The sequence below is a fragment of the Streptomyces sp. NPDC043176 genome, from assembly GCF_056436715.1.
On the sequence record NZ_JBWKCA010000007.1, the window covers coordinates 156,114 to 175,603 of the forward strand.

Below are 19,490 nucleotides of genomic sequence, written 5' to 3' on the forward strand. Positions count from 1 at the left end.
GCGATCACCGGCTCCCCGCCGCGCGAGAAGCAGGGCGTCGCATCGGCGCCCGACGACGTCACCCGCGAGTTCGGCACCGCACTCGACGTCGCCCTGCTCGGGGCGTTGCTCGCCGACGGCTACCGCAGCGCCGTCGACGGCCGGCTGCGGGGCATCCCCGAGGGCCCGGCGGACACCGCCCGGGAGGGCGTCGCCAACGCCGTCCAGGCAGCGGGCGGCGCCGGCCGACGCGTCGCGGAGGCAGGCCGGAATGCCGTGTGACGTCGGCACGCGGCCGCGGCTCCGGCCCGCGCGACGAACCGCGGGCACCCGCCCATACTGAGGAGGACGGCAGCCGTCCACGGGTGCGTACGGACAGGAATCGCGGTGGCATGGAGCAGGTGCCCTTCGACGAGGTGACCACCAGCGCGGCCCGGGACGCGGGCGGATGGCTGGGGGCGCTGCCGGTCGCGGTGGTGGCCACGGGCGCGGACGGGGCGATCGTCCGCTGGGACCACGCGGCGGAGTGCCTGCTCGGCTACACCCCGCACGAGGTGCTCGGCCGGCACATCGCCGACCTGCTCCACCCGGGTGCGGACCGCAGTCTCGGCCGGTCGTTGTGGGAGGGCGCCGCCACCGGGCGCGGGGTCATGGGAACGGTGACCGCCTGGCACAGGGAGGGACGTCCGCTGGACCTGGAGATCTGGGCGTGCCCGGTGCCGGCCCGGCACCGGGGCGGGACGACGGTGCTGGTGTTCGCGGCGGAGGCGGAGGCGGCACGGCGGATCCGCGGCTCGTCGGCGGTGTGGGACGGACTGTTCTCCCGTTCCCCCGTCGGCATCGCGGTCCTGGACACCCAGCTGCGGTTCCTCCGCGTCAACCCGGCGCTGGAGGCCATGAACGGGCTTTCGCAGGCCGCCCACATCGGGCGCCGCCTCGTCGAGATCCTGCCCGACGTCAACGCCGCGGACATGGAGCGCGCGATGCGCCGGGCCCTGGACGAGGGCAGGCCCGTCCTGGATTCCCGCCGTACGGGCCGCACGCCGGCCGACCCGGACCGCGACCACGTGTGGTCGGGGTCGTACGTCCGGCTGGAGGACTCCGACGGACGCCCGATCGGGCTGGCCGCCACGCTGATCGACATCACCGCCAAGGAGCAGGCGCAGCTCGAAGCCGAGAAGGGCCGGCGCCACCTCGCCCTGGTGAACGAGGCCACGATGAAGATCGGCACGAGCCTGGACCTGGAACGCACCGCGCAGGAGCTCGCCGACATCGCCGTGCCCGACCTCGCGGACGCCGTCACCGTCGACGTCCTGGAGTCCCTGGCCGCCGACGGCGAAGCCGGCGCGGGCCTGCTCGGGGGCGCCATGCTGCGCCGGCTGGCCAAGGCCCCGCTGACGGGCTCACCCGTCACGACCGTCCTCGCCCCGCTGGGGCGCACCCTCGTCTTCCCCGTCAACGCGCCCTACACCCGCGCGCTCGGCGAGCGCCGCCCCTATGTCGTGTCCGAGTTCGACGAGCAGGCCGTCGCACCGGCCGCCGGCCACTCCGGGAGGCCCGCGGAGCTGCTCGGGCTGGGAGTGCACTCGTTCATGATGACCCCGCTGCTCGCCCGCGGCGTGGTGCTGGGCCTGGCCACCTTCTACCGGACCCGTCCCATCGGCCCGTTCACCGAGGACGAGGTCGACCTCGCCCGCGAACTGGCGGCCCGCGCCGCGGTCTGCGTGGACAACGCGCGCCTCTACCACCGTGAGCACGACACCGCCGTCGTGCTGCAGCGCAGCATGCTGCCGCAGCACATCACCCCTCCGCCGGGGATCGAGGTCGCCCACCGCTACCTTCCCGCCAGCGACGTCAACGAGGTCGGCGGCGACTGGTACGACGTCATCGCGCTGGAGGACGGCAGGGCCGTACTCGTCATCGGGGACGTCATGGGGCACGGCACGGCCGCCGCCGCGGTGATGGGGCGGCTCTCCGCGAGCGTCAGGGCCCTCGCCCGCCTCGACCTCGCCCCCGAGGACATGCTCAGCCAGCTGGAGGCCGCCCTGCGCGATCTCGCCGACCCGATGATGGCGACCTTCCTGTCCGTGGTGGTCGACCCGGCCACCGGCCACTGCCGCATCACCCGGGCAGGCCACCCGCCCCCCGCGGCCGTCCTCCCCGACGGCACCGTGCGCCTGCTCGACGTACCGCCGGGCCTGCCGCTGGGCGTCGGCGGCGTCGCCTTCACGACCACCGACCTCACCCTGCCCCTCGGCAGCCTCCTCGTCCTGTACACCGACGGCCTCGTCGAGGCCCGGAGCAGCGACATCGACGCCCGCCTGACCGAGCTGACCGATCTGCTCGCCGAACCCGTCCCGTCCCTGCATGCTCTCTGCGACCGTCTGCTGACCCACCTGGTACCGGCTTCCTCGGACGACGACATCGCCCTCCTCGTCGTCCGGATCGGCACCCCTCCCTGAGCGTGCGGGGCGCCGGCCGTGGATGTGCGAAGCGCTCCGGCGAGTGCTGCAATGGGTTCGGTACCGGCTCCGGTCACGTCCGCCGACACACGACGGGACGGGGGTTGGGCTCGGTCATGTCCTCCCGACAGTGTGTGGAGCGGTGATGAGCAACGAATTCCAGGACATGGGTCCGGTCGACTATCTGGTCATCGAGTTTCCGGGCAACCGGATGACGGGCAAGGGGATGTCCCTCCTCCTGGACCTGGTCGACCAGGGCATCGTCCGCATTCTCGACTTCACGTTCGTCCGGAAGGACGCCGACGGCAGCGTCACGGCGCTGGAACTGCGGGACCTCGACGCCGACGGCGAGCTGGACCTGTCCGTCTTCGAGGGCTCCTCCTCCGGACTCCTCGGGCAGGACGACCTCGACGAGGCGGGGATGGCCCTGGAACCGGGCAACTCGGCCGGCATCCTGATCTACGAGAACGTCTGGGCCGCCCCTCTCGCGCGGGAACTGCGGCGGAGCGGTGCGCAGCTCGTGGCCGGCGGACGGATCCCCGTCCAGGCGCTCCTGGCCTCGCTGGATGCCGCGGAGGGCGGCAGCGCGGCCGCCTGACGGCTGCGGACGCCCCAGGACCAGGGCACCGATCCACTCGAACAACGGCCAAGGAGGAACGACATGCCAGGACTTCTTCGAGGTGTGGCGCGTACGGCAGTGGTGGCCGGGACGGCGACCGCCGTCTCCAACAGGGTCTCGCGACGCCAGGCGGGCCGTTGGGCCCAGCAGGAGGAGGTCGCGGCCGAGCGGTACGCGCCGCCACCGGTCGCGGCACCCGCACCGGCCGCACCGGCCCCCGACATGAGCAGCAAGATCGAGCAGCTCAAGGAACTCGGACAGCTGAAGGAGCAAGGTGTGCTGACCGAGGAGGAGTTCGCGGTGCAGAAGGCCAAGATCCTCGGCTCCTGAGCGTCCGGCGGTCCTGTCGCGGGTGGTGCCCCCGACGGGCCGTCGTGGCGTCGGCCGTGCCCTGCCGGCGTCAGTCGTGGGGTACGACGGCGACCGGTGCGCGGCTGTGGTGCAGCACCGCGTGGGCCACGCTGCCGATGTGCGCGCCCAGGGCCGGACGCCGGGTGCGGCGGCCGACCACCACGAGGGAAGCGTCGCGGGAGGCCTCCACCAGTTCCAGGCCGGCCGAGCCGGTCCGGACGTGGTGGACGGCGCTCACCTCGGGGTACTTCGCCCGCCAGGGCGCGAGGACCTCGTCGAGCGAACGCTCGATCTCGGGTGCGGCGGCGAGCCGGATGTCCGGCACCATCGCGGGACCGAGCCCCGCGAGCAGCGGAAGCTGCAGTGCGAACACCGCGTGCACCGGCACACGTCGCCGAGCGGCCTCGTCGAAGGCGAACCCCAGCACCGTGTCGGCGGCCTGCCGCACGTCGACCCCCACCGTCACCGGTCCCCGCGGACCGGGTGTGCCGTCGGCCCGTACGAGCACGACGGGCCGGTCGACCGCGCCGGCGACCGTCAGGCCGGTCGAACCGAGCAGATAGCCGGCCATGGTGCCGAGCGCGCGCGAGCCGAGCACCAGGAGGCAGCCCTCCTCGCCCGCGGAGACGAGGGCCGGGACGGGCCCCGAGGCCGACAGCCGCGTGGTGACCGAGAGTTCGGGATGCCGGGCGCGCAGACCGGCCGCCGTACGGGTGAGCAGCTCCTCGGCCCATGACTCGTCGGGTTCCCGGGACACGAACGGCAGCAGGACATCGGGCGAGGGTTCCTTCGCGTGCACCAGGCGCACGCCGGTGCCGCGCAGCACGGCCTCGTCCGCGGCCCACTCGGCGGCGGCGCGCGCCTGCTCCGTGCCGTCCACGCCGACCACGATGTCCTGTGTCATGATCGTCCACCTCCCGGTGGGATGTCGTCGTTCTCGTACGGGAGCCGGTGCGCGAGAGCGGGACGACCCCGTCGACGGTCACGCACATGCGTACGATCGCCGGGATCGTGCCCCGGTACGGCACGGTGCTGCCGACCTCCACCCGGCCGTCGCGCACCTCGACGTTCGGCCGGGCGGGATCGAGGCCGAGGGTGCCGACGAGCACGTCCTCGGTGATCTCGCGACGGATGTCGGAGTCCTCGCGCAGGAAGACCCCCAGCCTGTCCCGGCGGCTCACGATGCCGACCGGCCCGTCCTCGTCGTCCACGATGACGAGCCGCTTGACGCCCTGCACCTCCATCAGACGTGCCGCCTCCACCGCCGTCCACTCGGGGCCGGCGCACACCGGGGGAGCAGACATCAACTCCTCGGCCTCGGCCCGTTCCCACGCCTCCAGCCCCGGCACGGCCGGCATGTCTCCCGAAGCGGCCGCCCGGTCCGCGGTCCCGCGCGGCAGATCGCCTTCCGAGACGACCCCGATCACCCGGTCCCCCCCCCGTCCACCACCGGCACCGCGGTGACCCGGTGCCGCGACAGGATCCGCACGATCTCCTTGAACGGCGCGTCACCGCGGACAATCACCACGTCACGGGTCATCAGCTCGCCGATCCTGCGATGGCGCATCACCTGCGCCTTCCGCGCGCAGGCGCTCTCCGTGGACCCCACCCTGATACGCGGACCCTCCCGGCAGGAGTGCCGAACTGGCCCCTTCCGGGACCGTTGGTCCCTTGGAGGGCGGTCCGTTCGCCCGCGGGGTGAGGGAAAGGCCTGGTGGCCGGGTCACGTCGCACTCGGCAGGTGGTGGCAACGAGGGGATCGCCGGTGAGGGAAGGCCCCGTGGTCGTGGGCGCGGACGGTCCCGACGCCGGCCTCACGACCCTGGACTGGGCGGTCGACGAAGCCCTGTGGCACGGCCGGCCGCTCCGTACCGTGTACGCCTCGCTCTGGGAACGGTACGAAGGCGTCGCACCGTCCGCGAGCACCGACCGGCCCTGGGGACAGATCGTCGCGGAGAACGTCGTCGGCACGGCTGCGGAACGGGCCCTGCGCCGCGCACCCGGTCTCGACCCGTCCACGGAGGTGCTCGCCGAGGACGCGTCGAGCGCGCTGCTGAGGGAGGTGCAGGAGGCCATGGTCCTGGTCGTCGGCTCACGGGGTCGGGGAGGGCCGGCCGACCTTCTGCTCGGATCGGTCGGCCTCGTCGTGGCCGCCCGGGCCCAGGGGCCGTCGCCGTCGTCCCCCAGCGCGTCGACGCCCCCTCGGAGGGAGACCAGGGAGGAATCGAGCCCGGCACCGGGTGAACCGGGTGGGGATGCCAGGATTCCGTGCCGGTGGCCACGGGCCAGGGGCCGCGGTGGCCGAGCGCTCTCGGTCGGGACCGAACGGCCCGTGCCCCGGATCGCCGTCACCGTGCCAGCCTGGGAGGTGTCGCTCCAGGGCGCCGCGCCCGGCGCCCGGTCGTCGCCGGAGGAGGAACCATGAACAGCGAGATTCCCGTCCGGCCCGGGCTGGGCGATCTCGTCGTGGGAGTCGACGGGTCCCCCTCGGCGCGCTCCGCCGCCCTCTGGGCCGCCGCGGAGGCGGACCGCAGGGGCCGTTCCCTGCGTCTGGTGCACGCCGCCGACATCGACCGGCGGTCCTACTGGTCCGATGCCGAGACGATGGAGTCGGTGCGCCGAGCCGGCCACGACCTGCTGATCAACATGACCGGCTGGGTCCACGAGCGCTGTCCCGACCTGCCCGTGACCAGGGAGCTGAGTCGCCTGGAGCCGGTCGCCGGGCTGCGGGACGCCGCCGGCGACCGCGGAACGATCGTGGTGGGCAACCGGGGGCTCGGCGGTTTCTCCTCCCTCCTGCTCGGCTCCGTGAGCCTCGGCGTGGCGGCCCGGGCGGAGGTGCCCCTGATCGTCGTGCGCGGGGAGGGCGAGCGGCCCGAGACGGGCTCGGTCACGGCGGCCGTCCGTGACGCGACGGACCTCGACTGGCTCCCCCTGGCCGCGGCGGAGGCCGATGCCCGCAAGGCGACCCTGCGGATCGTGAGCGTGTGGAACGTGCTCGCGCACATGGGCCACGTCGCCACCATGCTCGACGACCTCGACGGGATCGCCCTGCGGCGCGTGTGGGAGGCGAAGTCGCTCGCCGACCGCGTGCGCGAGTCCTACCCCCGGTTGACCGTCGACCACCACGTGGAGACGGGCACGAGCACCCCGGGAATCCTGATCGACGCGACCGGCCGCACCGACCTGCTGGTGATGGGCCGGAGCCGGCGACGGCTCGGCGTAGGGCCCTCCCTGGGCCGCGTCGCCCACGCCCTGATCCACCACGCCCACTGCCCGGTCGAGGTCGTCCCGTCCGGCTTCGTGTCGAGGAGCGAGGGGCCCTGAGCGAGGCCCTGGCCGGCGTCGACCCCCGTGAACTGTCCGTCCCGGCCCTCGTCTGGGCCGCCGACGAAGCCGTCCGCAGAAGGGCCTGGGGCCCGGCTGCGACTGGTCGCCGCCGTCCCCCTCCCCCCGGTCCACGACCGTCTTCCGTACGGTGTGGTCGCTCACGAGAGCTCTCCGCACGGCCGAGCGGAGTCGGCCCTCGCCAACGCCGAGGACCTCGTGCGGGAACTGCACGAGGTCTGTGCACCGCGACGGATCTCGTCGGCGGGGCCCCGCCACCGTGCTGCGCGACAGGACGCGGGGCGCCGCACTCGCCGTGGTGGGTTCGGGGAACCTCGGCAGGGCCGCCGAAGTCCTCAGCGAGGACGCGGTGATCGTCCCGCTGACGGCACGGGCAGAATGCCCGGTCGCCGTGATCCGCGCACCCGAGCGCACCAGCCTCCCTCCGCCGCTGATCGTCGTCGGCGTGGACGGCAGCAGGGACTGTCGTGCCGCCCTCGCCTTCGCCGTGGCGGAGGCGAGTCTGCGCGAGGCACGCCTGGCGACGGTCTGGGTCCGGCCCCGGCCCCTGGTGTCCCACGGCCACGAGAGCGAGTCCCCGGCCCCGGGAGGCTGACCCGCTCGGCACTGGGGTGTCCGAGCCCCGGGCGGCACGGTGGGAGAAACGGGGGACCGGCCCCGGAGCCGAGGGGCGAGGGCGACGAGGAGGCCGAGGCGCGAGCCCCCTCGGGCTCCCCGGGCCCCAGGTGACATCCGTCTGCCCGGGTCCGTCCCCGACAGCACACGAGGAGGCAGGACGATGACCGGAGACAAGGCGGAACGCAGGCGCAGCCCTCTACGGCTCCTCCCGCCGGACCGTACGGCTCCTGACGACCGTCCCCGCCGACGACGTCGACGCCTCGTACGAGGACGGCATCCTCACCGTCCGCGCCCCGATGCCCGAGAAGAGGACCGGCACCCGGCGGAGCATCCCCGCACGGCGGGCCGAGGGCAGGGGGAGGGGAGCGGCCGTGAGCCCGATGCACGTCCTGGTGGCCCACGGCGGCCAGCACGGCGCCCACCGCCGGAATCGCCGACGAGATCGGCCGGACGCCGCGGGACGACGGGTTCGACGCCGTCCTCCTCCCTCCTGCCCGCCGACACCGACGTCAGCGGCTACGACGAGGTCGTCCTCGGCGGCGCCCTCTACCCCGGGCACTGGGAGGGCAAGGCAAGGGCGGAGACTTCCGCGACCCCGCCCGGATCCGTGCGTGGGCGCACCACATCGGAAGCGACCTCGGCGCCGCACGCTGACCGGCGCCCTTTCTGCACCCGGCGCCCCTCCAACACCGGCGCCCCTCCAGTGACCGGCGGACCGTCCCGCCCGGGAGGTGAGGCATGAGCCACCAGCAGCCGTCGGATCCGGGCCCCGGGCGCCGGAGCGGCGGGTGCGGATGGTCGGGGGCGGGGCCCAGGCCGAACGGCGGGTAGGGAGCGCTCTGCGGGGCCATGGTCATCACCTCCCCCTCGGCTTCACATGCTCACCGCAGCCGGTCGACGGCCTTGACGACGCCCCCTCTCTCTCAGGACCGCCCTCCTCCGGTGGCCGTGGGAGGGCCGTCCGGGCCCCACGGGCGGCCGTGGTCGTCGGCGTACGCGGAGAAGACCTCCTCGGGTGTCCCGCCGGTGTTCAGGAAACGCTCGTCGAGCACCGTGGCCAGGTCGTCGAGGGCAGTGCGCAGCACCGCCGCCGAGAGCCTGACGTCGGGGTGGCCCGCCGTCGCCGCCCGCTTGGCCAGGTCGGTGGCGTAACCCAGCTGGCCGGGCAGGGACGTGTTCTCGTCCCCGTCGTAGAAGTAGTACGACTCGGCGTACTGCAGGAAGTCGACCGTGATCGTGGACAGGGCCGAAGCGAGACCGTCCAGGAGAGCGGCCCCGCCATCGGAGTCGATCGCCCGAGCGGGGGCAGAGCTGCGCCGCACGTGCGAAAGCCGCAGGGCGAGAGCCCTGCGGCGGGCCAGAGCCGGGTAGACGCCGAGGATCCACGCGACCGTCGCCGACAACAGGACGAAGCCCACCAGCGCCTCCATCGGGGCGAGGGTGCGCAACCACCCCGACGTCGGCGCGATGTCGCCGAGGCCGAGGGTGGAGAGGGTGACCAGCGAGACGTAGAGCGCGTCGACGAGGCCGGCGTGCTCGGCCGGGTCGAGCCCGGTGCTGTACGAGAAGTCCTCCGGCATCCGAGGCCAGTACACGAGCCCCCAGCCGACGGCCACGGTGAGGGCCCACACGGCCACGACGGCCATCATCCCCATCGGGCCCGCCAGCCCCGCCGACCGCCACCGCGTGGCACGCAGGGCCGACAGACGCCACACCGTCCGCATCACCGTGCGGCTCAGACCACCGTGACGCGTGGGATGCCAGAGCGTATGGAACACGTCCCGGAGGATGTACAGCACCAGCACGGCTCCCGCGAGCGTGGAAAGCCACGTCATCCCGGCTCCTCGTCGGTGGTCGTGGGCTAGGCCGTCCTTCGAGCATGCGCGACCACGCAGACCTCCGCACGGGGGCGACACGCCGGGGCCCGTCGGGTCGAGGTTCCCTCAGTGACGGGATCCGGTGGCCCGCTGGTGGGCCGAGCGGACGAGGACGGAGACCAGGGCGGCCAGGTCCGCCGCTCCGGCGTCGTCATCCGCGTAACGAGTGGTCTGCAAGGGGCCGACCTGGTCCAAGCGAACTCCCTCCAGCTCCAGGACGTAGGCGAGGGCGAGCATGGCCAGGCGGGCGTTGCCGTCCGGGAAGGGGTGGAAGAAGGCCACGTCCAGAGAGACCCTGGCCGCGCGGGAGGCCAGGGGGACTCGCGTATCGGCGCTGTCGCGCAGACAGTGCTCGAAGTCGCGTCCGGTGCGTGGCGTCAGTGCGTAGCGCTCGCGGCCGCCCTTGGCGAAGGCGTCGCCCTGTCGGAACCGAACCTCGGGCACGCCAAGGATCAGCCGCTGCCATCCGGCCAGAAGCCCGCAGGCGAGAGGGCGCCCGTGGGCAGCGTCCGTGCGCGACCGAGCCAGGGCCGCGAGCAATCGGCGGCCACGATCGAGGTCAGAGGAACGACTTCCTTCCCCGCACCAGGCGGTGAGGCCGTCCACGATCGGCTCGACCCGGGCCGGCGCCTCACCCGCCGCGGAGGCCCAGTCGATCCGGTTCCTGACCTGCAGCCAGGCGGCCAGGGCATCAGTGCTCATGGTAGGGCCGCACTCCGGTCAGATCGGCTGCGAGATCCTCGCCCACCGTGTCGATCAGGGTCCGCGACGGCACCGTCCAGCTCTCGAACCGTCCACCGATCGCGGTGTCGACCGCGTTCTTCGCCTCGTCCGCCCGCATGCCCGTGGAAGAGAGGAACCACGTCAGCACCGTGTGGCAGAGCCCGTACCAGCCGCATTGGGCACCAGTACGGTCCATGACCACGGTCACGAGTCGGGTAGCCGCCCGTTCCAGGTGCCGGCTGCGATCCTCCGCGGCCGCCTCGTCGGGCGGAGCCAACCGCTCGAACCGCTCTGCCAACTCCTCCAGCCAGTCGCGCCACTCCAGCAGCGACGCCACCACGTTGGCGGCCGTTACCGCGGGTCCCCCCACGGAATGGGAGGCGCAGCACCAGTGGGTGACCACGCCCCCGCCGCCGCCCTCTCCGACCGCCCAATCCCATCCACAGGCCCACCGGCCGTACCGGGCGGCCAGAAGCGCCGTGACCTCGGTGGCGAAGCGGTGTTTCTCTTCCCACCCGACACCGTCAGGAGGCGCCATCGAGGCGATCACCGCGGTGACCTCAGACGCCTCCGCTTCGTCCCAGGCGAAGGGGATGAGACCGGGATCGACGACAGACCACGGCAGCCGGGCCGGAGCGAGTTCGACGTTGATGGCCGTGACGTTCCTCCTGCACCGAACGGGACAACCAAGCGATCATGCCAAAGGCTCGCCGTCTCGTCACGCCGTAGCCCACACGTCGCCGGACCGACTCCGGCAGAACTCCTGACCGGACCGGCAGGATTCCCTTCCGCAAGAGACCGAAGCCGGCCCGCCCGGCGCAGGGCGCCGTCACCCCAGGCGCAGGAATCTCCGGACGTCGTCGTACCCGTCGACAGCACGACCGTCCACGTCCGTCGGGTCCGCCTCGGCTCGTACCGCCAGGGACTCCGCCAGCGCCAGGGCTTCGTCGCCGAGGCCCCCGAAGCGTCGCGCGGTGTGTCCCAGGCGCAGGCCGGCCAGCCCGAGCAACGGGCTCCTCGACTCCGCCCGGGTCCACGCGTCGGCGTGGAAGACGGCCTTCGACACCGTCTTGGCCGTACGAACGGGCGACGGTGACCGGCAGGAGCCGTTCGACGCCGAAGGCGAGTACCGCCGACTCGTCGACGGAAGGTCCCGCTTCGACGGGGCGGCGGCCTTCCTAACCGCCCGTGGTCTCGGACTTCCCGTGGGGACGCCCGGTGATCCGCCGGGCCGCGACACCGTCTGGGCCGTCGCGACACTCAAGGAAAAGGCGTTCCGCGCCCTGGTCGACGCCCACGGGGCGCCGGTCTTCACGGACACGGGCCGGCCCTGGAAGCCCTTCGTCGGGCCCGGGTGCCCTGCGCCGCCGTGTCCGCTTCCCGGCACGCCCGCTCTCCCGGTCATGTCCGCTCTCCCGAAGGCTCTCGTTCCCGCGTGACGGCATCGGCCGGTACGACCCCGGGCTCGCGACCGCGCCCTATGGCGACCGCCGCGAGGCCTGCCGCCAGTGAGACCAGGCCTCCGGTGAGGAAGCCCCACCGGACGCCCCAGTGATCGGACAGGGTGCCCACGAGGAGGGCACCGAGGGGCGTCGACCCCTGGAGGATCAGCGTGTACAGGGCGAGGACGCGGCCGCGGAGTTCGGGGGGAACGCCCAACTGGACGCGGTGGTTGGCGGCCTGGGCGAAGAAGATGGCCGCGCCGCCGGTGAGGAACAGGAGGACCATGGAGGGCCCGTACGACGACACGACCCCGACCGCGGTCTCCAGTACGCCGAAGCCGACGGCGGCGCCCGCGACCAGCCCGGCCGAGGGGCGGCCACGGCGCATGGTCGTCATGAGGGCGGCCACCAGGGACCCCGCCGCGAAGACGGCGGTGACCACGCCGAAGGTCGAGGCGTCGGCGTGATGCACCTGGGCCGCGAGGAGAGGCAGGGTCAGCTGGAAGTTGAGACCGAACAGCCCCACGACCGCCACCAGCACCAGCGGCACCACGAGGTCGAATCGGCCGGCTGCCTTCAGACCGTCCGACACCCGCCCCCGGTCACCGCGTCGCAGGGGCCTCGCGGTGCCGCCCCGCATCAGACGCAGGGCGACGACGGTGGCCGCGTAGCTCGCCGCGTTCACCAGCATCACCCAGCCGACTCCGGCGGCCGAGATGAACAGACCCGCCAGGGCCGGGCCCACGACGCGGGCGACGTTGAAGTACGCGGCGCTGAGCGCCGAGGCGTTGGGAAGGAGGTCCGACCCCACGAGCTCGCCGACGAAGGCCATCCGCGTCGGCACCTCGACCGAGTTCACCACGCCGAGGGCACACGCGAACAGGTACACGTGCCACAACCGGACCCCACCGGACAGCACCAGCACCGCCAGGGCACACGCGGCCACGCTCGACAGCACGTTCACGACCGTCAGCAGGGCCCGCTTGTCATAGCGGTCCGCGAGCCGACCGCCGTACAGCGTGAACAGCAGCAGGGGGGCGAACTGCAGCGCCGTCACCGCACCCAGCGCGCTCGCCGAGCCGCCGGTGAGTCCGAGCACGAGCCAGTCCTGCGCGACGACCATCATCCACGTACCGGCGACCGACACGATCTGACCGAGGACGAACAACCGGAAGTCCCTCACACGCAAGGCGCGGAAGACTCCGCCGGCGCCCGCGCCCCCCGAACGCCCGGCGCCCGCGCCTCCCGAACGCCCGGTGAACCCGAACCGCCCGGGAGTCCGTACGCGCCCGCGGCCCGTCACGCCGCCACCGGCTCCCCAGCCACCCACCGGCTCCCTCTCCCTCCTCGGCATCCGCGCCACCACGGACCTGCCGACGCGGAACGTGCCCGGAGGTTACGGAACGCGGGTCGGGGGCCGGTCGAGCCCTGGGACACCGAGAACCGATGTGCGCGCGCCCGCGGCCCGGAGAGCGAGGTCAGTCGATGCAGAACTCGTTGCCCTCGATGTCGAGCATCGGGATGCACGCGTCCTTGCCGTCGTACAGCGTTCGCACGTGCACCGCCCCGAGGGGGACCAGACGCGCGCACTCGGCCTCCAGCGCGGCGAGGCGCTCCTCGCCCACGAGCCCGGTGCCGACCCGCACGTCGAGATGCAGCCGGTTCTTCGCGGCCTTCCCTTCGGGGACGCGCTGGAAGTACAGGCGCGGACCCTCACCCGAAGGGTCGACGCAGGCGAACCACGCGTCCCGCTCCTCCGGAGGCTGCGCAAGCCTGTACTCGTCCCACGTGGCGAAACCCGCCGGCGCCGGCGGTACGACGTACCCCAGCACCTCGCACCAGAAGCGAGCGAGACGCTCGGGCTCCGCGCAGTCGAAGGTGACCTGGAACTTCTTGGTCGCAGACACCCGCGCACCGTACCAAAGGGCCTCTTGCCGCCACCTCTTCATTTCCGCGCACTCGACCGCGCCCGCCGCCGCTTGACGGCGAGGGGACGCGGCGGCGGGATCAGTCCTGTCCGGGGCCGAAGCCGCCCGTCGGGGGTTCGGGCAGCCAGTCGCGTGTCGGGTCGTACTCCAGCCAGCGGCTGCGCCCCGCCTCCTCCGCGCAGGCGGCGGCGAGCCCGGCCAGTCCCGGGTGTCCGTCTCCCGTGCGCCACAGCAGCGACCAGGCGTACAGAGGGGTGGGATCCACCAGGGGGACGGCGCGCAGACCGGGGACCTCGGGCAGCGGCACGTCGGCGGGCACGAGGGAGAAGCGCCGCGGGTCCCGCGCCACCTCCGCGAGGAAGTGGGCGAGTCCCAGATTGACGCTCGGGGCGGTGCGCCGGATGCCGAACCGGTCGGCGAACCGGCGGAGGAAGTCGAGCCGGTCCAGGGCGCCGGGGGCCCACAGGACACTGTCCCGCAACTGGTCCGGCCGCAGGGCCGGTTCGGAGGCGAGCGGGTGCCGGGTGCTCAGGACGGCGTCCATCGGCTCGAGGCGGACGAGGCGGTGGACCAGCAGGGCGGGCAGCGGGGGATGGACCCGGCCGAACGCCGCGTCGATGTCGCCGCGCAGCAGCGCGGTCGTCACCGACGGCAGGTCGCGCCCGTGCCCCAGCGTCAGTTCCCCGGCCTGCCCGGCGACGTGCGCCAGCGTCCGCATCGGCGCGTAGAGGTGCCCCCACACGTCCACGCGCAGCGGATGTTCCGCACCGGACACCGCCGCCACCGCGGCGTCGGCGGCGGCCACGGTCTGCCGAGCCGGCGAGAGGAAGCGCTGCCCGGCCTCGGTGAGGCGTACCCCGTTGCCACCGCGATGGAAGAGCTCGGTACCGAGCAGGGATTCGAGCCGCGCGATCCGCTTCGACAGCGCCTGCTGCGAGATCGCGAGCGTCCCGGCCGCCCGGCCGAAGTGCAGCTCCTCGGCGGTGCGCACGAACGCCCGTACCTGCGCCACGTCGAGATCCATGACTCCCACCCTAGGGGGTGTCCCGTCTTGTCGATCATGCTGGGCTCACAGGCCGCAAGCGACAACCGGCGGTTGTCGACGATGCTCGTTCGTTGTTGGATCGAGGGGTGGCCGCCGGGGTTGCATCCCCTCCATGCAGAGATTGATTCCCACGGGAGAAGCGGAGCGCCCCGTCGCCTTCGCCGAGGTCTCCCAGCCCGTGCCGCGGCCGGACGAGGCACTGGTCAAGGTCGAGGCGTTCGCCCCGAACCGGGGCGAGCTGTTCCTCCTCGAAGACCCCCGGCCGGAGCTGCTGCCGGGCAAGGACGTCGCGGGGCTCGTCGTCCAGGCGGCGGCCGACGGTTCCGGTCCCGGCATCGGGACCCGTGTGGTCGGACACCCGGCGCAGGGCGGCTGGGCCGAGTACGCCGCCGTGCCCACGCACTCGCTCGCGGTGCTCCCGGACAGTGTCGACAGCGTACGTGCGGCTGCTCTGCCGCTGGCCGGGGTGACCGCCCTGCGGCTGCTGCGCACCGCCGGTTCCCTGGCCGGCCTGCGGGTGCTGCTGACCGGCGCCTCGGGCGGCGTCGGCCACTACGTCACCGAGCTCGCCGTCGGGGCCGGAGCCGGACTCACCGCCGTGACGGCCACGCCGGAGCGCGGCGAGCGGCTCGTGGAGCTGGGTGCGAAGGTGGTGCACGAGGTCACGGACGCCCGGGGGCCGTTCGACGTCGTCCTGGAGTCCACGGGTGGGGCCGATCTGCCGCTCGCGCTGTCGAAGGTGCGTCCGGGCGGCCTGCTCGTCTGGTTCGGCCAGGCGAGCCGCACCCCCGTGTCCCTCGACTTCTTCCGACTCCTCGGTGGGCCCGAGCGCGTGACGATCAGGCACTTCCACTACGCGGGCGCCCCGTACGGCTCCGATCTCGCGGCACTCGTGAGCCTCGTGGCCGAGGGCCGGTTGCATCCGGAGGTCGGCCGGGTCGCCGACTGGGCGCGGGCCGCCGAGACCCTGGTCGACCTGCGAGAGCGCCGGATACGCGGCAAGGCCGTCCTGCTGACCGGAGGAGCGCGATGAGCCCCGGCGAGTTCGCCGCCGCCCAGTGGTCCCGTGCCACCGGCGCGGGCGTGGACCCGCACGAGTACCGGCGCGTCACCGACGGCCTCACCTCCCTCGCGGACTGGGGGCCGGCCTTCCTCCGTACCGGACACGCCCACCTCCGGCGCGCGCGGGACGCGGGATCGTCCCGCTCGGCGGGGGAGCACCTGCTGGTGGCGGCCCGGTGGTTCCACCTGGCCACGCTGGCGCCTTACGCGGAAGCGCCTCGTGCCGCCGCCGAGGCGGACCAGGCCTTGGGCCGGGCCCTCGCCCTCCTGGAGCCCGGCGCGCGGCGGGTGAGCGGCGACGGGTTCACCGGTTGGCTGCGCGGCCCCTCCGACGCGCCGGGGACGGTGGTGGTCGTCCCCGGCCTGGACTCGGCCAAGGAGGAGTTCCTCGATCTCGTGTCCGCCCTGCTGGCCAGGGGGCTGGCGGTGTTCGCGATGGACGGTCCCGGGCAGGGCGTGCTCGCGGCCACCACGACCTTCGTGCCGGACTACGAACGGATCGTGGGCCGGGTCGTCGACGTCCTCGGGGTCGCACGCGTCGGGCTCGTCGGCCTGAGCCTGGGCGGCTACTTCGCGGCCAGGGCCGCGGCGCTCGAGCCGCGCGTGGCAGCCGTCGCCGGCGTCAGCGGCCCCTTCCGCCTCGACTGGGAGGAACTGCCGCCGCCGGTACGGGACATCATGGCGCGACGTGCCGGGGGAGCCGATGCCGCCCGCGAGTTCGCAGACCACGTGGACCTCACCGCCCTGGCGCCCCGGATCGCGGCCCCGCTGCTGGTCGTGGACGGCGGCCAGGACGCCATCCCCGGCGTGACGAACGGCGAGCCCCTGGCCCGCCTCGCGCCGCACGGCACCTACCTGTCCGTCCCGCACGGTGACCACCTCCTCGGCAACGCGCGGCCGGACTGGCTGCCCCACCTCGCCGACCACCTCACGCACAGCCTGACGGGAGCACCGGCATGAACCGCTCCACAGGCATGAACCGCTCCACCGGCAGGACCCTCACCGTCAACGGCGGCACCGGAAGGCACCGCCGCTGACGTCGGACGGAGGCCCGAACGTCGTCGGCGCCCGAAGTCGCCCGGCGGCTTCGGGCGCCCGGAAGAGGTGGCCGAGGCCGTGGTGTTCCTCGCCTCGGCCGACGCGTCCTGCGCCAACGGCCGGGACTTCGTCGTCGACGACGGCCTGCTCGGCGCCGTACCGACCCGACGTCGTCCGGGCGCGTACGCGCGACTCAGGCCGCCGCCTCCGCGAGGCGGGTCATGGCGGACCGCGCCCGGACCTTCGGGATGAGCAGCCACTGTCCGGCCGCGGCGCCGAGACACAACAGCACACAGGCCGCCCAGAGCCCGGTGGCCCGCCACTGCAGCAGCCACGTGCCCATGAGGGGGGCGGCCAGTGCGGCCGTGGACCAGGTCATGCCGTAGAGCCCGTAGTAGCGTCCGCGCAGGGCGGCGGGCGCGAGGGACGCGATGACGGCCTGGTTCACCGAGCTGACGGCCACTTCTCCCAGCGTCCACACGGCGACGGTGACGGCGTATCCCACCGGGGTGGACACCAGTGCCGTGGCGCCGTACCCGGCCCCGAGGACGACGATGCCGCCGATGAGGACGTGGCTGTGGTCCAGTCTGGAGAGCAGCGGGCTCGCGACGGGCTGGACCATGATGATGACGACGGCGTTGGTGGCCATCACGTATCCGAAGGTCGAGGGCGCGATGCCGTCGGTCTTCATGGCCAGCGGAAGCGTCGACAGCCCCTGGCAGAAGACGATGCCGTACGCGAACCACGATCCGAGGTAGGCCAGCATCAGCCGGTCCTTCGCGACGTCCAGATAGCTCCCGGAGCGGGTGTCCGGCTCGGCCGGGCGCCGGGGAGCCGCCGTCGGCCTGCCCAGGAACCACACCAGGAGCCCGGCGGCCACGCAGGCGACGGAGTTGACCCAGAACAGCAGCGTGAAGCCGTGGCGGACGAGCGAGCCTCCGAAGACCATGGAGAACGCGTAGCCGAGGTTGACCGCCCAGTAGAGGAGGCCGAAGGCCTTCGTCCTGTCGGCCGGGGCGTACCGGGCGGCGATCATGGAGGCCGACGCGGGCCTGTGCATCTCCGCCGCCAGTCCGACCAGGAAGGCGAACACGGCGATCAGGGCCACCTGGTCCACCGCTCCCAGGAGGAACAGGAAGACTCCCGTTCCGGTCATGCCCAGCGTCATCGTCGCCCGGTAGCCGATGCGGTCCACCAGCAGGCCGCCGCACAGCTGCGAGATGATCCCGCCGAGGCCGGACGTCGCGAGCACCACACCGACGACGGAGAGCGAGACGTTCTTCTCCTGCGTCAGGTAGTAGCTCAGATAGGGGATCACCATGGATCCCAGCTGGTTCGTCAGGGTGGCGCCCCAGACCACCCAGAACTGACCTGTGAGGGCCCCGGTCCACCGACGCCACACACCGCCGTCCTGGGCGGGCCGCGCGGTGGTCCCCCGGCTGCCCGGGGCGAGCTCCTCTTGCGGATTCGTCATGCGTCACGCCTTCCGCCGGACAACGACTTCCGGCCCGTACCTTCCGGCCCTGTACCTTTCGGCCCGTACCTTCCGGCCCTGTACCTTTCGGCCCGTACCTTCCGGCCCTGTACCTTCCGGCCCTGTACCTTCCAGAGAACCGCCTCGCCGGTGACGCGGTGAGCACCCGCGTCACCCGCGGAATCAGTCGGGGACGTAGGCGAACGCCTTGTCGGAGGCCAGGAAATCCGCCAGGTCGAGGAGCGGCTCCGGGGATTCGGCGGTCGCGATGAGGCGGGCCAGCTTGCCGCCCGACGTTCCTCGCGCCCAGTCCGGGCGGTCGCCCACCCCGTAGAACAGCTCGGCCTCGACGACCTCGTCGAACGCCGTCAGCTCTTCCACGGTCGGCACCCGGGAGAGAGTCACGTCCCGGGCGGGCGCCTGGGGGACGTACTGGCCGGTGCTGCGCAGCCGGGGGCCCATCGGCGCGATGGGGCGACCGGTGGCGATGCGGGCCATCGCGGTCACGACGTCGTAGTCGAAGCTGAGCTGGAGCATCTCGATGGCGGCTCCCCCCAGCCGGCTGTTGACCTCGATGATCCGCGGTCCGGCCGCCGTCAGCATGACCTCCGTGTGCACCATCGAGTTCCTGATCCCGACGGCGTGGATGGCCTGTGTGGCGCACTCCAGGATGGAGTCGATCCGGTGCGCGGGGAGGCTCGACGGAAAGACGTTGCCGTTCTCGCGGAAGGGTTCGGTCAGCGGGAACTTGTCGGTGACGGCGCAGTGGGTCACGGCGCCGTTCTGCACCAGCGACTCGACGCTGACGTACGGCGCGTAGCGGGGGTCGTCGTGCCACCGCTCGCCGATCAGCATCTCCTCCAGGACGAAGCGCACCGAGCCGTCCCCGCGCGGATCCGCCGTGTAGCGGGCGGTCGCCATGTCCCACAGGCCGGCCAGGTCGACGTCCTCCGTGACCTGGTAGGTGGCCATGCTGCCGACGCCGGCCGACGGCTTGAGGACCGCGGGGAGGCCCACCTCGGCCACCGCCCCGACCAGATCGGACAACGAGAGCACGGAAGCGAACCGCGGCACCGGGACCCCGCCCTTGGCCAGCGCCGCGCGCTGCTCCTCCTTGCTCCGCAACGCGGGCAGCGATTCGGGCGAGTTCGCCGGCAGCCCCAGCGCGAGGGCCGCCGCATGGGTCTCCGTCACCACCAACTCGCTGAACCCGAGAATTCCCTCCGGACGCCACTTCCGGGAGAACTCCAGAACGGCGCCCAAGGCGTCGTCGCCGCCGAGCAGGGGCGAATGGGCGCAGTAATCGTCGAGCGTGCGGGCGTGTGACGCGTCCTTCTCGGGGTCCCCTGTCGGCGCCCAGAGGACGTGCACCTCGAAGTTCGCGGTGAGTTTCGGCAGGTACCACGCCGGAGGCGGCGGGCCCGGACCGTCGAGGAAGACGAGCCTGGGCAGGTTCTTCTGAGAGTCCACGCGTAACTCCTGCAGGACAGAAGGGGAGTTGAGGCTACCGGCGAGCAACCTACG

18 protein-coding genes and 3 pseudogenes are annotated in these 19,490 nt (G+C 73.1%); 10 read left to right on the top strand and 11 right to left on the bottom strand.

Annotation, left to right across the window (positions count from 1 at the left end; genetic code table 11):
- The 4 genes and pseudogenes from AC067A_RS14130 to AC067A_RS14145 all read left to right on the top strand — a co-directional run.
- A pseudogene (locus tag AC067A_RS14130) lies at positions 1-261 on the top strand (MFS transporter); the annotation flags it as partial.
- A 110-nt stretch (positions 262-371) separates the two neighbouring features.
- Positions 372-2,441, top strand: coding sequence for a SpoIIE family protein phosphatase (locus AC067A_RS14135; RefSeq protein ID WP_478619143.1), 2,070 nt, complete (start codon positions 372-374; stop codon positions 2,439-2,441).
- 145 nt (positions 2,442-2,586) lie between these two features.
- The gene (locus AC067A_RS14140; RefSeq protein ID WP_478619145.1) at positions 2,587-3,039 is read left to right on the top strand and encodes a DUF6325 family protein; all 453 of its coding nucleotides are present in this window, start codon (positions 2,587-2,589) and stop codon (positions 3,037-3,039) included.
- A gap of 63 nt (positions 3,040-3,102) precedes the next feature.
- Positions 3,103-3,390 (top strand): SHOCT domain-containing protein, encoded by a 288-nt coding sequence (locus AC067A_RS14145; protein ID WP_478619148.1) that lies wholly within the window; start codon positions 3,103-3,105, stop codon positions 3,388-3,390.
- A 70-nt stretch (positions 3,391-3,460) separates the two neighbouring features.
- Here AC067A_RS14145 and AC067A_RS14150 read toward each other — a convergent pair whose 3' ends face one another.
- Positions 3,461-4,315, bottom strand: a complete 855-nt coding sequence (locus AC067A_RS14150; protein WP_478619151.1) for a universal stress protein — start codon at positions 4,313-4,315, stop codon at positions 3,461-3,463.
- Positions 4,312-4,978: pseudogene (locus AC067A_RS14155) on the bottom strand (CBS domain-containing protein). The gene AC067A_RS14150 and the pseudogene AC067A_RS14155 overlap by 4 nt, the downstream one beginning before the upstream one ends.
- A 198-nt stretch (positions 4,979-5,176) precedes the next feature.
- Here AC067A_RS14155 and AC067A_RS14160 point away from each other — a divergent pair.
- From AC067A_RS14160 to AC067A_RS14170, 3 genes are all read left to right on the top strand, one after another.
- Positions 5,177-5,836, top strand: coding sequence for a universal stress protein (locus AC067A_RS14160; protein WP_478619154.1), 660 nt, complete (start codon positions 5,177-5,179; stop codon positions 5,834-5,836).
- Positions 5,833-6,738 carry a universal stress protein gene (locus AC067A_RS14165; RefSeq protein WP_478619156.1) on the top strand — a complete coding sequence of 302 codons (906 nt, stop codon included), beginning with the start codon at positions 5,833-5,835 and terminating at the stop codon, positions 6,736-6,738. The genes AC067A_RS14160 and AC067A_RS14165 overlap by 4 nt, the downstream gene beginning before the upstream one ends.
- Before the next feature lie 280 nt (positions 6,739-7,018).
- Positions 7,019-7,354 (top strand): hypothetical protein, encoded by a 336-nt coding sequence (locus tag AC067A_RS14170; protein WP_478619158.1) that lies wholly within the window; start codon positions 7,019-7,021, stop codon positions 7,352-7,354.
- Between the two features lie 946 nt (positions 7,355-8,300).
- On the opposite strand, the gene AC067A_RS14175 is transcribed toward AC067A_RS14170, so the two are convergent.
- The 7 genes from AC067A_RS14175 to AC067A_RS14205 all read right to left on the bottom strand — a co-directional run bounded on the left by AC067A_RS14175 (position 8,301) and on the right by AC067A_RS14205 (position 14,371).
- Positions 8,301-9,212: a potassium channel family protein gene (locus AC067A_RS14175; protein ID WP_478619159.1), complete on the bottom strand. Its 912-nt coding sequence runs from the start codon at positions 9,210-9,212 to the stop codon at positions 8,301-8,303.
- A 108-nt stretch (positions 9,213-9,320) separates the two neighbouring features.
- Positions 9,321-9,956 (bottom strand): Fic family protein, encoded by a 636-nt coding sequence (locus AC067A_RS14180; protein WP_478619161.1) that lies wholly within the window; start codon positions 9,954-9,956, stop codon positions 9,321-9,323.
- Positions 9,946-10,527: a hypothetical protein gene (locus tag AC067A_RS14185; RefSeq protein ID WP_478619164.1), complete on the bottom strand. Its 582-nt coding sequence runs from the start codon at positions 10,525-10,527 to the stop codon at positions 9,946-9,948. Before AC067A_RS14185 ends, AC067A_RS14180 begins: the two co-directional genes overlap by 11 nt.
- Positions 10,528-10,806: 279 nt before the next feature.
- Complete coding sequence (locus AC067A_RS14190) at positions 10,807-11,043, bottom strand: hypothetical protein (RefSeq protein WP_478619166.1); 237 nt, start codon at positions 11,041-11,043, stop codon at positions 10,807-10,809.
- A gap of 335 nt (positions 11,044-11,378) precedes the next feature.
- A complete protein-coding gene (locus AC067A_RS14195; RefSeq protein ID WP_478619617.1) occupies positions 11,379-12,602 on the bottom strand; it encodes an MFS transporter in 1,224 nt (407 codons plus the stop codon).
- A gap of 295 nt (positions 12,603-12,897) precedes the next feature.
- Complete coding sequence (locus AC067A_RS14200) at positions 12,898-13,326, bottom strand: VOC family protein (RefSeq protein ID WP_478619169.1); 429 nt, start codon at positions 13,324-13,326, stop codon at positions 12,898-12,900.
- Between the two features lie 100 nt (positions 13,327-13,426).
- Entirely contained in the window at positions 13,427-14,371 is a 945-nt protein-coding gene (locus AC067A_RS14205; protein WP_478619171.1) for a LysR family transcriptional regulator, read from the bottom strand.
- Between the two features lie 133 nt (positions 14,372-14,504).
- On the opposite strand from AC067A_RS14205, the gene AC067A_RS14210 reads away from it, so the two are divergent.
- The 3 genes and pseudogenes from AC067A_RS14210 to AC067A_RS14220 form a co-directional block, all read left to right on the top strand.
- The gene (locus tag AC067A_RS14210; protein WP_478619174.1) at positions 14,505-15,425 is read left to right on the top strand and encodes a zinc-binding dehydrogenase; all 921 of its coding nucleotides are present in this window, start codon (positions 14,505-14,507) and stop codon (positions 15,423-15,425) included.
- The gene (locus AC067A_RS14215; protein ID WP_478619177.1) at positions 15,422-16,414 is read left to right on the top strand and encodes an alpha/beta hydrolase family protein; all 993 of its coding nucleotides are present in this window, start codon (positions 15,422-15,424) and stop codon (positions 16,412-16,414) included. The genes AC067A_RS14210 and AC067A_RS14215 overlap by 4 nt, the downstream gene beginning before the upstream one ends.
- Positions 16,415-16,546: 132 nt before the next feature.
- Positions 16,547-16,744 (top strand): annotated as a pseudogene (locus tag AC067A_RS14220) (hypothetical protein); the annotation flags it as partial.
- Here AC067A_RS14220 and AC067A_RS14225 read toward each other — a convergent pair.
- Entirely contained in the window at positions 16,686-17,966 is a 1,281-nt protein-coding gene (locus AC067A_RS14225; RefSeq protein WP_478619179.1) for an MDR family MFS transporter, read from the bottom strand. The pseudogene AC067A_RS14220 and the gene AC067A_RS14225 sit on opposite strands and share 59 nt — an antisense overlap.
- A gap of 183 nt (positions 17,967-18,149) precedes the next feature.
- Complete coding sequence (locus AC067A_RS14230) at positions 18,150-19,436, bottom strand: ATP-grasp domain-containing protein (RefSeq protein WP_478619182.1); 1,287 nt, start codon at positions 19,434-19,436, stop codon at positions 18,150-18,152.
- Between the last annotated feature and the right edge of the window lie 54 nt (positions 19,437-19,490).

What these genes read in the sequence shown, in the direction of transcription:
- AC067A_RS14145 (WP_478619148.1), top strand. Translation starts at nt 3,103, where the DNA reads ATGCCAGGACTTCTTCGAGGTGTGGCGCGTACGGCAGTGGTGGCCGGG.
- AC067A_RS14205 (WP_478619171.1), bottom strand. Translation starts at nt 14,371, where the DNA reads ATGGATCTCGACGTGGCGCAGGTACGGGCGTTCGTGCGCACCGCCGAG.
- AC067A_RS14215 (WP_478619177.1), top strand. Translation starts at nt 15,422, where the DNA reads ATGAGCCCCGGCGAGTTCGCCGCCGCCCAGTGGTCCCGTGCCACCGGC.
- AC067A_RS14140 (WP_478619145.1), top strand. Translation starts at nt 2,587, where the DNA reads ATGAGCAACGAATTCCAGGACATGGGTCCGGTCGACTATCTGGTCATC.
- AC067A_RS14135 (WP_478619143.1), top strand. Translation starts at nt 372, where the DNA reads ATGGAGCAGGTGCCCTTCGACGAGGTGACCACCAGCGCGGCCCGGGAC.
- AC067A_RS14165 (WP_478619156.1), top strand. Translation starts at nt 5,833, where the DNA reads ATGAACAGCGAGATTCCCGTCCGGCCCGGGCTGGGCGATCTCGTCGTG.
- AC067A_RS14180 (WP_478619161.1), bottom strand. Translation starts at nt 9,956, where the DNA reads ATGAGCACTGATGCCCTGGCCGCCTGGCTGCAGGTCAGGAACCGGATC.
- AC067A_RS14210 (WP_478619174.1), top strand. Translation starts at nt 14,505, where the DNA reads ATGCAGAGATTGATTCCCACGGGAGAAGCGGAGCGCCCCGTCGCCTTC.
- AC067A_RS14175 (WP_478619159.1), bottom strand. Translation starts at nt 9,212, where the DNA reads ATGACGTGGCTTTCCACGCTCGCGGGAGCCGTGCTGGTGCTGTACATC.
- AC067A_RS14150 (WP_478619151.1), bottom strand. Translation starts at nt 4,315, where the DNA reads ATGACACAGGACATCGTGGTCGGCGTGGACGGCACGGAGCAGGCGCGC.
- AC067A_RS14225 (WP_478619179.1), bottom strand. Translation starts at nt 17,966, where the DNA reads ATGACGAATCCGCAAGAGGAGCTCGCCCCGGGCAGCCGGGGGACCACC.